We start from the raw sequence: 13,953 nt of genomic DNA on the forward strand, positions 1-13,953 counted from the left end.
GATTTTAAAGGACAGTTGTGCTGTTCAAATAAAAGTGGCTCAATAGGCGCCATGAACACCGACGCTTCTCCAAGCTATCCGTTGGCCGAGCTGGCCGTGCTCGCGGACCTGCCGCCCCGCACGGTGCGTTACTACGTGCAGATCGGCCTGGTCGACCGCCCCGAGGGCGAGACCCGGGCGGCCCGCTACGGCGCGCGGCATCTCGAGCAACTGCTGCAGATCCGCAAATGGACCGCTGCCGGCGTCTCCCTTGAGCGCATCCGCGAGTTGCTCCACGGTGCGCCGCCGCCGGTACCCCCTCGCGAACGCGCCATCGGCAGCGTGTCGGTGTGCAGCCATCTGACCGTAGCGGACGGCATCGAGGTGGTGATCGATCCGCAGCGGGCGGGGCTCAGTCCCGAGGCGGTGCGGCAGTTCATCCAGGGCGTGATGACGGCCTTCAAGGCGGCGCAGGGCGAAGAACACGGTGCCTCGCAGGAGGATCCGGCGAACACGAACAAGAACGAACGACAGGCGAGAGAATCATGATGAAGCAGCAATCGGCACGGCTCGAGACGCGTGCGGGTGAGGCACTGACGCTCAAGGGCGTGCGCTTTGAAGGAAGCTTGCGCGGCACGCTTTTCGATGCGAGCCTCGAGCAGCGCTTTGCGAACCCCTTCGACCGCCATGTCGAGCTCGTCTACACCTTCCCACTGCCTTGGGCGGCCGTGCTGCTCGGGGTCGAGGTCCAGATCGGCGATCGCCACCTGTCCGGCGCGGTGGTCGAGAAGAAGCAGGCCGAGCAGGGCTATGAGGACGCGCTCGCCGAAGGCAACACTGCCATCCTGCTCGAGCAGAATTCTGATTCCAGCTACACGCTGAACCTCGGCAACCTCGCACCCGGAGAGACCTGCGTGGTGCGGGTTCGTTATGCCCAGGTACTCCAGTTCGAGCAGCATGGCCTGCGCCTGGTGGTGCCCACGGTGATCGCCCCGCGTTATGGCGATCCGGTGGGCGATGCCGGCTTGAGGCCGCACCAGGTGGTCGAGCATGACCTGATGGTTGTGTATCCGTTCGAACTCACCCTGCGCGTCGAGGGCGCCCTCGCACGCGCCCGCATCGGCTCGCCGAGCCATCCGCTGTCGATGCGCCTCGAAGGCGAGGGCGGCGCGACGGCAATGGTGGTGTCGCTTGCGCGCGGTGGCTGTCTCGATCGCGACTTCATCCTCGTACTGGATGAGGTTGCACAGGATTCGCTCGCCCTGTGCGCGCAGGACACGCAGCACCCGGGTGGGGTCAGCGTGCTGGCGAGCTTCAGCCCGCGCGTGCCGGCGTCGGCTCATCCGCTCGCGGTGAAGATCCTCGTGGATTGCTCCGGCTCGATGCAGGGCGACAGCATTGCCGGCGCGCGTCGCGCGCTGCAGGCCATCGTCGCCGGTCTGCGCGAGGGTGAGCGGTTCTCGCTGTCACGCTTCGGCGATACCGTCGAGCACCGCTCGCGCGCCCTGTGGCGCACGAGCCCCGCCACCCGGTTGGCCGGGCAGCGGTGGGCGGCACAGTTGCAAGCCGACCTGGGCGGCACCGAGATGGAAAAGGCGCTGGATTCCACGCTGGCCCTCGCGGGCGAGGTAGCGGCAAACCTTGGTGCTGAGGAGGGGGCTGCGCCGGTCGATCTGCTGCTCATCACCGATGGCCAGATCCACGCCATCGAGCGCACGGTGGAGAAGGCGCGCGCGCTGGGCCACCGGGTCTTCGTGGTCGGTATCGGCAGCGCACCGGCCGAGGGCGTGCTGCGCCGCCTGGCCGAGGAGACCGGCGGGGCGTGCGATTTCGTCGCACCGGGAGAGGCCGTGGAACCGGCTGTCCTGCGCATGTTTGCGCGCCTGCGCTCGCAGCGCATGGCGTCGCTGGAGCTTGCGTGGCCGGCCGGTGCGAAGCCTGTGTGGATGAGCGCGCTACCCGGCTCGGTGTTCGACGGCGACGCGGTGACGGTGTGGGCACGCTTCGCGCAAGCACCGGAGGGCACGGTGAGACTGGTGGGCAGGCGGGCGCACAGTCCAGCGAGCGAGCGGCTGGGTGAGACCGCCTTGACGGTTTCTCGGAACGACGTTGTGCTCAACCGTATGGCGGTGGCGGCGCAGGTCGAGGACCTGCTTGAAACCGAGGGGATGGCGTCGCCTCAGGCACTCGAACTTGCAGTCGGCCAGCAACTGATTACACCGCTCACCAACTTCCTGCTCGTCGAGGCGCGTGCCGAAGCCGACAAGCCAGCGGACATGCCCGACCTCGTGAAGGTACCCGCGATGCTGCCCGCCGGCTTTGGCGGGCTCGGCAGTCTCGATTTCTGCATCGAGCCCAACATGGCGCCGCTCACCTTGAAGGAGGCGTCGGAGCACATTGGCTCACCAGTTGCGGTAAGCGGTGCGTGTTTTGACTTCGATAACACCTTCGCTGCGCCCGTGGTGCTTCGTTCGCGTCGACGTGCGGATCGCGGCGATTCGCCCAACAAGGCTGGGACCTATGACATCCCGGCTTTCCTGCGCCGAGGCTCCAACCAGGATGCCTGGCAGCCACCCCGGGACGATCCGCGTTACTGGTGTGCGGAGCCGCACTACACTGGTCTGACCCCGCTGGGCCTGACACAGTGGCTGCGCAGTCACCCGCAGGCCGAATGGCCGCAAGGTTATGCCGAGTTGCGCCGAATCGGTGTCGGTGCGGCGGTGCTTGACTGGCTGGAGTTCGTCCTGGCTGAAGGGGAGGGCGAGGCCCTGGTGGTCGCCTGCTTCGTCCAGGAGATGGCGCAACGTGATCTTCACGAAGCGCTGCTGTCGGACACCGGCACGCTTGGCCGAGTCAAGGCCTTGGTGCAACGTGTGGCACCGGGTGCTGCGCCGAAGCTCATGCAGGATGATCCTGCGGCTGCGTCGATCGTTGCTCGCTTGCAGGTGTTTGCAAGCACGCTCCGGGCAGAGCAATGGCCCGACTGCGTGTTTGACCTTCGGGACGAGGCGACGGCGCTTGGTTGCCGGCGGCGCTGGAGGTCGCCTTGAGGCGCTACTTGGCAGCGGTGGCCGACACCGCATGGAGCGTGCCTACGGTCAGAGGTGGTAAAAGTCGAGTACCGCGTTGATCGTGTCGTTGAGCAGCACGACGTGCTTGCGCGCGATCTTCCAGCTCTCACCTACGGGCTTGAGGTGGTAGGTCGCGTAGCCGAAAAATAGTCCTGCCACGGCGAAGCGATAATGATGCGTCGCCCAGTTGACCTTGACCTCGAGCTCACCATTCGAGCCTCCTGGCAACTCGGCGATACGCACGTTGCTGATCTGGTGCAAGGTGCGCGGCATCGGTGTGGAGGCCGCGGACTTCCCGGTGCGGATGCGGTAAACACGATCCTCGAGCCCCGAGCGGTTCGCGTAGTAGATCAGCGACATGCTGCGCTTGGGATCGGCGGTGTACGTGTGCTCCGACTCCCATTGCGGCACGTGAAACTCGCTCTCCTCGTCGAACATCTCGAGGTATTCGTCCCAGGCCTGGTTGTCGCACAGCTCTGCGTTGCGATAGAGGAACTGCTCGACGGCATGTTGAAGGTTGGGGTTCATCTGCTTACTCCTTGTTCGCCATCTGCAGTTTGTTGTTGATGCCCTTCAGCAGGAACTTCTGCCAGGCGCCATGCTGGTTCACATACAAGCCTTCCTGGGTGAATTCGGTGCCGGTCAACACCGGCCGTATTCCGACCGCCTTGCTGTTGGCGGACTCTCCTTCGATCCACTTGTCGTGACCGCGAGAAATGTCGCTCCAGCGCTCGAGTCGGGCTTCGAACCCCCGCTGCGCCTCCCGGAATTCCACCAGATCGTCCGGCGTCCCCATGCCCGACACGTTGAAGAAGTCCTCGAACTGGCGGATGCGGCTTTCGCGATCCTTGTCCGACTCACCCTTGACGCCGATGCAGTAGCTGTGGATCTCGGTCTTGTTCCAGGCGACCGGCCGGATCACGCGCAGTTGCGAGCTGATCTGGTCCATGAAGAACAGGCTCGGGTAGATGTTGAGGTTGCGCAGGCGATGCATCATCCACTCCGCCTTGGCCTGGCCGTACTCCTCGACCAGTCGCGGCATGATCGTCGCGTAGCCGGGACGCACACTCGGATTCGGCATATCGCTGAACAACAGGCTGTGGCCATTGCGGAACGAGAAGAAACCGTCATCCGTCTCGGCGTCGCCGGCGCCGAGCTTGCTGTAGTCGAGCGTTCCCTCGACCTTCCCGCCCTTCTCCGCATTCACCTCGTGCCGGTGCTTGACCGTGGCTACGTAGTTGAAGTGCACGGTGCTGACGTGATAGCCGTCCAGGCCGTTCTCGCACTGCAGCTTCCAGTTGCCGTCGAAGGTGTATTGCGAACGGCCGGGCAGCACTTCGAGTTCGCCCGTGGGCGACTGCGCGACCATCATGTCGAAGAAGACCTTCGCGTCCCCCAGGAAGTCTTCGAGACTATCGGTTCCGTCCACATCCAGGCTGATGAAGACGAAGCCCTTGTAGCTTTCGATGCGCGCCTTCTTCAGGCTGTGCTTATCCAGATCGAAATCGGCGGCGTACTCGGATGGCGCCTTCACCTTCACCAGACGGCCGTCGGTCTTGTACGTCCACGCATGGAACGGACAGGCAAAGGCCGTCGCCTTGCCCTTGCAGACGCGCGTCAGCGTCGCGCCGCGGTGCTGACACGCGTTGACCAGCGCATTGAGCTTGCCACCGGCGTCACGGGTGATGATCATCGGCTGTCGGCCAGCGCGCATCGTCACGAAATCGTTCGGATTGGGGATTTCGCTCTCATGGCAAGCGTAGATCCAGTTCTTCTCGAAGATCATCTCCATCTCGAGGTCGAACAGTTCGGGCTCGGTGAACATGTCGCGTGCGATGCGATAAACCCCATCCGCCGGGCGGAAATCTAAGCAGCCTTTGACGAAATCACGCCACTCGGCGTAGGTGCGCTGGGTGTTCATGTTGCTCCCTCGTGTTGGGGTTGATATCGGAGAAATATGCGCCGCTGGCTATTTACTGGCAGTTGCCGAAGCCGCGTCTTCGGCATTAAAGGTCAACGCCTATCGAGCTAAATAGTCACTCGAACAAAAGGCAGTCGGGCGGGCAGTCGTTCACCGTCGCGGCGTACAAGCGGCGCACCGAATCAGCACGGTTGATGAGTACGCCGCGTTGGTTGATGTGTCCCTTGTCGGTGATCTCTCCCGCGTCGATGCAGGGCGGGCGGTCAAGGATCAGGGCGCGCGCGATGCGTGTGCTGCTGGCGCGGTAGGCGTCGTTGTGCGAGCGCAGCGCGTCGGCAAGGGTCTGCTTGACCAGTGGATGCGTGGCGAGTTCGGTGGCGGTGAGTCCTTCCAGACCGGGCAGGCGCTTGCGTAGCTGGTCGACATTGGGGAACAGCAGTGCGCCGAGTTCATCGGCGTCGTGGCCTGTGCACACAAGGTCGGTGAGCCACGGGTGGGTGTGGGCGAGCACATGGCCGCGCACATGGGCCACCGACACCCAGGTGCCGGTCGTCAGCTTGAAGTTCTCGGCGATGCGCCCGGCGTACTGCAGGCCGTGACGCGGCTCGTCGGGGGTGATGAAGGTGACGGCATCGCCAGTCTTCAGGTAACCCTCCTCGTCGAAGGCGTCGCGGTTGGCTTGGTCGTCGCCGAAGTAGCCGGTGGTGATGTTCTGGCCGCGGAAGCGGATTTCCATGCGGTTGCCGACCGGCACCAACTTGGCTTCGACGCCGGGCGCGGGCAGGCCGATGGTGCCGATGACCTGTGGTGGCCACCAGGTCAGCGTCGCCGGGGTGGTGGTTTCGGTGGAGCCGAGCGAGGACAGCACCGGGATGCGGCGGCCGGTGGCGCGGGCGCTGAATTCCTCGAGCTTGAGCCAGGTGTTGGGCGGCAGCGAGGCGCCGCCATAGACGATGACGTCGAGGTTGGGAAAGATCGCGTCGGCGATGCTCGGATCCTCTTCCATGCGCGCGACCAGCATCTCCAGGCCGCGTGGCACATTGACCATGATGCTGGGCTGGAAGCGGCACAGGTTGGCGATCGTGCGGTCGACCAGTTCGGGTACCGGTTTGCCGTCGTCGATGTACAGCGTGCCGCCGTGCCGCAGCACCATGTTGAACGAGCCGTTGGCGCCGGCGGTGTGGTTCCACGGCAGCCAGTCGACCAGCACCAGCGGGCGCTTGCCGAGGAAGGGCCAGCATTGGTCCCACAGCGTGCCGGAGGCGATCATGTTGCGCTGGGTGACGGTCACGGCCTTGGGTGCCCCGGTGGAGCCGGACGTGAGCAACAGGCGGCCGATGCTGTCGAGGCCGATCTTCGCCACAGCTTCGTCGACCGCGGCGCTCGGTGTGGTACGCAGGATGTCCGCGAAAAGGTCGTCTACCGGGATGCCGGCGTCCGGCGCGGCCTCGTCGCTCAGCACGCGGGCGCCCGACAACGACTTCACACTTGCGAGCGCTTTCGCGTAGCGCTTCGCACTCCCTGCATAGACGAGCGCCGGCGCAAAGCGGCGGCTGAGGTCGGCGATCTTGCTGCCGCTCTGCGACACCAGGCTGTAGGCAGGCGACACCGCGAGCACCGGGATGCCGATCTGCATCGCGCCCAGTTGCAGCAGCGCGTGGTGGATGCTGTTCTCGCTCAGCACGAAGATTGGGCGGTCGGTGGGGATGTCGCGGTCGAGTAACCATTGCGACACCGCGTTCGTCGCCGCCAGCGCCTCGCGGTAGGTGATCTGGCGCCAGTTGCCGGTGCCGTCGGGTTCGGCGAGGAAGACAGTGTCGGGCCGCTCGGCGGCATGCAGGCGCAGATAGTCGCCCAGCTGGCGCACGGCCATTGGCGCCAGGGGCTGCAGGTTGCGGATCAGCACGGCGCCGTCGGCGCGCTCCGTGACTTCGATATCGACCGGGCCGAAGCGGACGTCGCGGAACGGCGCGCTCGGACGTCCAGCTTCGAAGGCGGTGTGGGATGCGGCGAGAGTCGTCATGGCATCTGTCCTGTCTGACGTGAAGTCGCGATGGGATGGAGCTAGGTGGGTGGGTTGCAGACGCGTTCAACGGCCGAAATCGAGCAGCACTTTGGCGCCACGCGGGGCCGAAAAGCGTTGCCAGGCATCGGCGAAAGCGCGCGCCGGCGTTGCCTCCCAGGCGTTCGGCGTCAGGACGCCCTCAGCCAGCAGGTCGAACACGCGCGCCAGCTGAGTGGTGAATTGCGCTTCCTCGTTAGCCAGCAGGCCGCCGCAATACACGCCGACCAGCGAGGCGCCCTTCAGCAGCAGCAGGTTCATCGGCACCGACGGGATGGCGCCGGCGGCGAAGCCGATCACCAGCAGGCGCCCGCGCCACGCCAGCGCGCGCACCGCCGGCTCGGTGTAGAGGTCGCCGACCGGGTCGACAACGATGTCGGCGCCGCGCGGGCCGAGCAACTCCTTGAGGCCCTGGCGTAGCGCGGCGGATTCGACCGTGACGGTGCGGTCGTGCGTGTGGTCGCGCAGCGACAGTCGGCCTTCGGCTGCGCGCTCGACGCTGTATAGCTGGGCGCCAAGATGAGCTGCGAGTTGCATTGCTGCCCGGCCCACCGCGCCGCTGGCGCCGAGTACCAACACGCGCTCGCCGGCCTTCAGCGCGGCGCGGTCGACCAGGCCGTGGTAGGCGGTCAGGTGTGAGTTGATGGAGGCGACCGCGTCCTGCGGCGATAGACCCGGCGGCAGCAGGATTACGCGGCGGGCTGGGGCGACCAGCTGCGACGCATAGGCGCCGACCACGCCGCTTGAGACGACGACATCGCCCGGCTTCAGGTGTGTGACGCCCGCACCCACTGCGTGCACCGTGCCGGCCGCATCGAGACCGGGGACGAAAGGCAGGGACGGTCGATCCTGATAGCGTCCCTGCATCATCAGGTGATCGGTGAAATTCAGCGCTGCGCAGTTCACGTCGATCACGACCTCACCCGCCGCTGGGGTGTTCGGCCGCGCCCATGGTTCGACAGCGATCTGCGGCGGGTTGCCGTACGCGCGGCAGACGAGGGCATAGGTCGGGGAGGGCGGAGGAGTTGCGGACATGGAACGACGCTCCGGGCAAGGTGGCGGACGCAGGGCATGCGTGCCGTACCGACGAAGGTAAGGGCGTGGATGGAAATCGTGCGGTGGCCACCCCGGGCCGCACGCTGCAGCCCCGGGTGGCCAGGATCACTTCGGCGGGGGTCGGCGCGTCAGCGCACGAGTGTCCAGCCGCCGTTCTTCACCGTGATCAGCTCGCGGCCACGTTCGTCAAAGCCGCTGTGGTCGGCCGGCGTCATGTTGAACACGCCCTGCGTGCCCACCAGCTCCTTGGTCTGCTCGAGCGCGTCGCGCAGCGCGGTGCGGAACTCCGGCGTGCCCGGCTTGCCCTTCGCTGCGGCCAGCGGCACCGCTTGCTTGAGTAGAAGTCCGGCGTCGTAGATGTTGGCACCGAAGGTGGCCGGCTTGGTGCCGTGCAGCTTCTCGTAGGCGGCGATGTACTCGCCGGCGAGCTTCTTCGACGGATTGCTGTCGTCGATCTCGGGCAGTACCAGCATCAGGCTGGCGGCGAGGATGGTGCCCTCGACTTTCTTGCCACCCAGTTTCAGGAAGTCGGGTAGCGCGGCACCATGGGTCTGGTAAAACTGACCCTTGTAGCCCTGATCGACGAGTGTGATCTGCGGCAGCACCGACGCGCCGCCTGGTGCAGCGACGAGTACGGCGTCCGGGCGCGCTGAATAGATCTTCAGCGCCTGGCCGGTCACCGAGTTGTCCGAGCGCAGAAAGCGTTCGTTGGCAACGATTTTGATGCCGGCCTGCTCTGCCATCGGCGAGAAAACCTTGTACCAGGTCTCGCCGTAGGGGTCGCCCGTGCCGATGAAGCCCACCGTCTTGATGCCGGCCTTGCGCATCTGCCCGATCAGCGCGCGGGCAATCAAGTCGTCGTTCTGCGGCGTCTTGAACACCCACTTCTTCTTCTCGTCCATCGGCAGCACCACCGCATTGGTGCCCACAGGCGCCAGCAGTGGCACGCCAGCCGAGGCGATGAAGTCGAGCACCGCGATCGCATTGGGCGAGCCCGAGGGTCCGATGATCGCATCGACGTTCTGTTCGGAAATGAGCTTCTTCACCGCGGTGACTGAGGCGGTCGGGTCACTGCCATCATCGAGCGCAATGTATTCGACGCTCATGTCGCCGATCCTGGTCGGTAACAGGGGCACAGTGTTCTTCTGGGGAATGCCGACCAGCGCGGTTGGGCCAGTGGCCGACGACACGACGCCGATCTTGACTTGCGCGTGTGCGGTCGTCACCAGCAAGGCGCCGAACATCAGGGCGGATGCGATCTTCTTCAACAGCATGTTTGTCTCCGTTTTGATGTGGTTGTGGTGTGCAAACTGTCGAGGCGGGGTGATGCGTTGTTGCGGGTCAGGTTAGGCGCTGTGCAGCGGCGTCATGGCTGCGCGCTACCGCATATCCTCCATTCCAGTAGGCCAGCGGCGCGCCGTCACGGTGGCAAAAATGGTCAACGAGTCCGAGCACGATTTCGTGATCGCCGGCACTCACAAGCGAGTCGAGCGAACACTCGAAGCTGGCGATCGTGTCTTCGAGAACAGGGAGGCCCGCCGCAGACCGGTGGTAGCACACACCGTCAAACCTGTCAGCCAATGGGCGTGCCATCTGCTGTGCGATCTCGCGCTGGTGTTCGGCCAGCACATTCACGACGAAGCGCTGAGCAGTGCCAAAGATGGCATGGGCTTTGGAGCCGCGAATCACGTTCCACGACACCATTGGAGGCTGCATCGAGACGCTGGCGAAAGAGTTCACCGTGAGCCCGTAAGGTACGCCATCCTCGTCCACCGTCGTGATCACGGCGACGCCGGTGGGATAGCGGCCGAAGGCCCGGCGAAGTTCCGGTTTGGGAGCGTCCGCCGTGGGTATGGCGGGCGGCGGAGCAGATAGGACGGTTTCGGACATGTTGGACCTCCACTGTGTTTCGGGATCGACCTTCGGGCCCTCTCAGTCGTCGCGCTCGCCTTCCTCGTACAGCACGCCGTGGCCTATGCGGTCGAGACAGATTTCCGCTGTCCAGGGCAGCATGAGCGAGCCGCAGCGGCTGTCGCGGAACATGCGTTCGAGCGGAAAATTCTTCAGCATCGCCTGTCCGCCACACACCTTGACCGCGGCCGAACAGATCTCGGCGCTGTATTCCATGATCGTGTACTGGCAGGCGTAGGCGCGCATGCGCTCGGTGCGCGATGGGTTGCGCTTGAACTCCGAGGTGACGCGGTGGAACAAGGCCCAGGCCTGCTGCAGCTTGACGTACATCTCGGCGACACCGAATTGCTTCGTCGGATACATGCGGCGCTTCACATTAACGTCCGACACTTCGGCGCGCAGATAGGCGACGGCGAAGTCGTACGCCGCCTGCGCCAGGCCCATGTAGCAGGGGGTGAGCGTCATGAACATGTGCGGGTACTGGCTGGCGGCCTGGATGTAGACGCCCTGCGGCATCAGCTGCGCGGTGTCGGGCACCACCACGTTCTTCAGCAGCAGCGTGCGCGACACGGTGCCACGCATGCCCAATGGATCCCAGTCGCCCACGACCGACACACCGGGAGCATTGGCTGGCACCGCCATGAACATGGTGTGGGCGCGGGTCGGCTCGGCGACGTCCTCGGTACACAGCACGCCGTAGTAGTCGGCGTGGCCGGACAGCGATGCGAAGATCTTCTTGCCGTTGAGCACCCAGCCGTCGGCGGTCTTGTGCGCGCTGGTGCCGAAGGGGTGCTTGCCGGCGGCGGCGCCGCTGCCCTCGGAGAAGGGCTGGGCGTAGATCTTGCCGGCGAGCATGTGGCCGTAGTGCAACGCGCGGTTGTGCTCGTGGCTTTCCCGCTGCTCGGGCGTCAGCTCCAGCGCGTCCACCATGTCGGCGGTCCACAGCGCGTTGGCGTTGTGCATGTTGAAGGTGTTTGCAGTGGTGCTGCAATAGTACGAGATGCGCGATGCGACCAGCGCGTAGGTGCGGTAGTCGGCACCGATCCCCCCCAGGCGCTTGGGTACGCACAGGCCGAGGAAGCCCATCTCCTTGAGGTCTTCGTAGTTCGCGGTTGGGAAGCTGGCTTCGCGGTCGTGCTTGAACGCACGCTCGGCCCAGGCCACGCCGTACTGGTCGACCCTCGCGAGCAGCTCGCGCTGCAGATCGGTGAGCGGCGCGCCGTCGAACATCGTGTTGGCGTCGGCCGACTTGGCGTACTTGATCAGGTAGCTGCTGTCCATGCGGGTCTCCTACTTGTCCTGTTCGGCCGCGGCGAGGAAGGCTGCGACGGTGTGGTTGAAGCGGTCCGGCGATTCGATATTCGCCATGTGGTTGATGTGTGCGAATTCGTGCAACTCGACCTGCCTCAGGTGCTCGGCCATGCGACGCATGGCCTTCACTGGCGCCTGCTGGTCGAGCTCGCCCGCCATCAGCAGGGTCGGCACAGCGATGTCGGACAGCGCGGCCTTGCGATCGAAGGTGGTAAGCAGGCGCATGTAGTGCAGGTACTGCGACTTGACGACGCCGTCGGCCGAAAGCTCAGCGAGCCTGAACATTTGCGGGCGGGTGTCGGCGCCGACGAACTTGCGCAGCAACTCCGGCGCCGCGTCACCGAAACGGGCGACGTTTGCCAGCGGCTCGGCCCGCAAACGAACGAATTCCTGCTGCCACGTCAGGTCCGGATTGCCGAAACCAGCGGTGGTGGCCGACAGGATCAGGCTCGCGACGCGCTGCGGATGACGGTGGATGTACTCCTGCGCCACCATGCCGCCGATTGAATGGCCGAGCAGATGCATGCGCTCGATGCGCAGTGCCACACGCATCGCTTCCAGCGCGTCTGCCAGGTCCGCCCAGTCGATGTCGGCCGCGGCTGGCGAGTGGCCGTAGCCGGGCATGGTCCAAGCCACCGTCAGGCGTTCACGGCCGAAATGTTCGAGCTGCGGCAGCCAGATGCTGGCGGTGGAGCCCATACCGTGCAGCAGCACCAGAGGCGTTCCGCCGTGACCGCTGGCGAGCCAGGAAGGAACCAAGGCGGCGCTCATTCGAATACGGGACAGAGCTGGCCACGATCGACGATCTGCACGCCGTCCAACGACACGCTGCAGTTGCGCAAGGGCAGGTCGAAATGGCCCAGGCTGTGGCGGCCGGCGTTGTCGTTGGCGCCGGTGGAGTACAAGAAGTTGCCGGCGAAGGCGCGCAGCTCGGTGCCGTTGGTGTCGGCCTTGTCGAACATCTGCAGCGCATCCCAGCGCGCGCCGGGGTTCATGCCCCAGCCGACGTGGCTGACGGCGTAGGCATCGGGGTCGTTCCACGCCGCCATATAGCTGCGCATCAGTTCGGCGTCGAGGCTGCGGCCCTCGATCTTGCGCACGTAGTCGTCCTCGATGCGCAGCGTCACCGGGCTTTCCAGATAGCGCTTGAAGGTCAGGTTCACGTCGCCGGTGTCGAGCACCAGCGTGCCGTTGACCGAGCCCTTCGCCGGAAAGGCGAGGCAGATACCGCCCGGCCAGTGCTGCACCAGGCCTGGACGGTCGGCCCCGCCCCACACGCCGGCCGGCTTGGCACCGGTCAGCACGATGCGAAGATCGGTGCCGGCCTCCGAGGTGACGTGCATTTCGCTCGCCTTGGCCAGCATGCGTACGCCGTTCTTGATCGACTTCGTCAGGTCCGCGTCGGTGGTCAGGCGCTCGAGGATCTCGGGATGCTCGTTGCTGATCATCATCACGCGCGCGCCGCTCGCGAGGATTTCGCCGAGTTCGGGGGCGTGGAGCAGGCCTTCCACCGTCAGGTCGACCACCAGACCTTCGCCCGACAGCGCCTGCATCACCGGACGCATTTGCTGGATCACGTGCGAGGCGCCGGTCGAGCGCACCGGAACCGGCGTCGTCACCGGTAGCGAGGGCACGCCAATATGGACCGGGATCGCGCCCATCCGCGCAAGCGCCAGTTCGGCCAGCTTCAGATTGATCTGTCGGCTGTCCGTCTCGGAGAGGATGCGGACGACCTCGCCCGGCTCGACCTTGCAGCGGCGAAAGATCGTCTCAAAAGTACGGATCCACTTTTCCTGGATTTGAATCACGTCTCCGGCTCCTCGTGTTCAATAGTTCCGGTTTCATCCGATTGATAAACCGTCTTGTGGGTCGAACTATTGGAGAATTTTTGATATAAGTCAACTCGCGAGTCGATTTATTTCCGGCGGCCGTTCGTCGGAACGCGTGGAAAGGGATGAGGTCATGGATCAGCTACTGCAACTGCACGGAACCCCGCTCAGCAACTACTACAACAAGGTCAAGATCGCGTTGCTCGAGATGGGCTTTGCGTTCACCGAGCACGCTCACCTACCCAACAGCGGCAGCTGGCCAGGGTCCGGCTCCCCGAGTGGAAAGATCCCTTTCCTCGTGACCACGGAGGGCCCGATCCACGAATCCCAGGCCATCCTTGAGTACCTTGAGGACGTCCGCCCCGGTGTCAGCCTGTATCCCGACGATGCCTACAGGCGTGCGCGTTGTCGGGAGTTGATCCAGTACCTCGAGCTGTATGTCGAGGCGCCGGCGCGCGCGCTCTATCCCGCGGCGTTCTGGGGCAAGGAGCTAGCATGCGAAACCGTGGAACGGGCCGTTGAAACCATCGCCTCAGGCATCTCCACGCTGGCGCGTTGCGCGCAGTTCGAGCCGCATCTGTGCGGCGAGTCATTCACTCACGCGGACAGCGTCGCCTGGGTGCACCTGAACACCGTGGCCATGGCCCTCAAGCGCGTTACCGGTGCGAACCCGATACCCGCATGGCTGCCGGCGGTGCCAGGCTATCTCGAGCGCCTGGCTGAGAGACCGTCAATCCGGCACGTGGAGGACGATCGACGTGCGGCGGCGCGCGCGTCGCGCGGATGAGGCGGCCTCGCTTACCATGCACCAAC

12 protein-coding genes are annotated in these 13,953 nt (G+C 65.1%); 3 read left to right on the forward strand and 9 right to left on the reverse strand.

Annotation, left to right across the window (positions count from 1 at the left end; all coding sequences use genetic code 11):
• Positions 1-51 precede the first annotated feature (51 nt).
• Positions 52-528 (forward strand): helix-turn-helix domain-containing protein, encoded by a 477-nt coding sequence (locus GH664_RS23125; RefSeq protein WP_153167874.1) that lies wholly within the window; start codon positions 52-54, stop codon positions 526-528.
• A complete protein-coding gene (locus GH664_RS23130) occupies positions 525-3,029 on the forward strand; it encodes a VIT and VWA domain-containing protein (RefSeq protein ID WP_194270369.1) in 2,505 nt (834 codons plus the stop codon). The genes GH664_RS23125 and GH664_RS23130 overlap by 4 nt, the downstream gene beginning before the upstream one ends.
• A gap of 48 nt (positions 3,030-3,077) precedes the next feature.
• On the opposite strand, the gene antB is transcribed toward GH664_RS23130, so the two are convergent.
• The 9 genes from antB to GH664_RS23175 form a co-directional block, all read right to left on the reverse strand.
• Positions 3,078-3,578, reverse strand: a complete 501-nt coding sequence (antB, locus tag GH664_RS23135; RefSeq protein ID WP_153167875.1) for an anthranilate 1,2-dioxygenase small subunit — start codon at positions 3,576-3,578, stop codon at positions 3,078-3,080.
• A gap of 4 nt (positions 3,579-3,582) precedes the next feature.
• The gene (antA, locus tag GH664_RS23140) at positions 3,583-4,971 is read right to left on the reverse strand and encodes an anthranilate 1,2-dioxygenase large subunit (protein WP_153167876.1); all 1,389 of its coding nucleotides are present in this window, start codon (positions 4,969-4,971) and stop codon (positions 3,583-3,585) included.
• A 115-nt stretch (positions 4,972-5,086) separates the two neighbouring features.
• Entirely contained in the window at positions 5,087-6,994 is a 1,908-nt protein-coding gene (locus GH664_RS23145) for an AMP-binding protein (RefSeq protein ID WP_153167877.1), read from the reverse strand.
• Between the two features lie 66 nt (positions 6,995-7,060).
• On the reverse strand, positions 7,061-8,068 hold the full coding sequence (locus GH664_RS23150) for an NADPH:quinone oxidoreductase family protein (RefSeq protein ID WP_153167878.1): 1,008 nt from the start codon (positions 8,066-8,068) through the stop codon (positions 7,061-7,063).
• A 149-nt stretch (positions 8,069-8,217) separates the two neighbouring features.
• A complete protein-coding gene (locus GH664_RS23155; protein WP_153167879.1) occupies positions 8,218-9,363 on the reverse strand; it encodes an ABC transporter substrate-binding protein in 1,146 nt (381 codons plus the stop codon).
• A gap of 67 nt (positions 9,364-9,430) precedes the next feature.
• Positions 9,431-9,979, reverse strand: coding sequence for a flavin reductase family protein (locus GH664_RS23160; protein ID WP_153167880.1), 549 nt, complete (start codon positions 9,977-9,979; stop codon positions 9,431-9,433).
• A 42-nt stretch (positions 9,980-10,021) separates the two neighbouring features.
• Positions 10,022-11,281, reverse strand: coding sequence for an acyl-CoA dehydrogenase family protein (locus GH664_RS23165; RefSeq protein WP_228111450.1), 1,260 nt, complete (start codon positions 11,279-11,281; stop codon positions 10,022-10,024).
• Positions 11,282-11,290: 9 nt separating this feature from the next.
• Entirely contained in the window at positions 11,291-12,082 is a 792-nt protein-coding gene (locus GH664_RS23170) for an alpha/beta fold hydrolase (RefSeq protein WP_153167881.1), read from the reverse strand.
• Positions 12,079-13,119: a peptidase M29 gene (locus GH664_RS23175; RefSeq protein WP_194270371.1), complete on the reverse strand. Its 1,041-nt coding sequence runs from the start codon at positions 13,117-13,119 to the stop codon at positions 12,079-12,081. Before GH664_RS23175 ends, GH664_RS23170 begins: the two co-directional genes overlap by 4 nt.
• Positions 13,120-13,273: 154 nt before the next feature.
• Here GH664_RS23175 and GH664_RS23180 point away from each other — a divergent pair, with 154 nt between their 5' ends.
• A complete protein-coding gene (locus GH664_RS23180; protein WP_153167882.1) occupies positions 13,274-13,927 on the forward strand; it encodes a glutathione S-transferase family protein in 654 nt (217 codons plus the stop codon).
• Positions 13,928-13,953: the final 26 nt, after the last annotated feature.

The organism is Thauera sp. 2A1, from assembly GCF_009469595.2.
Taxonomy (GTDB): Bacteria; Pseudomonadota; Gammaproteobacteria; order Burkholderiales; family Rhodocyclaceae; genus Thauera.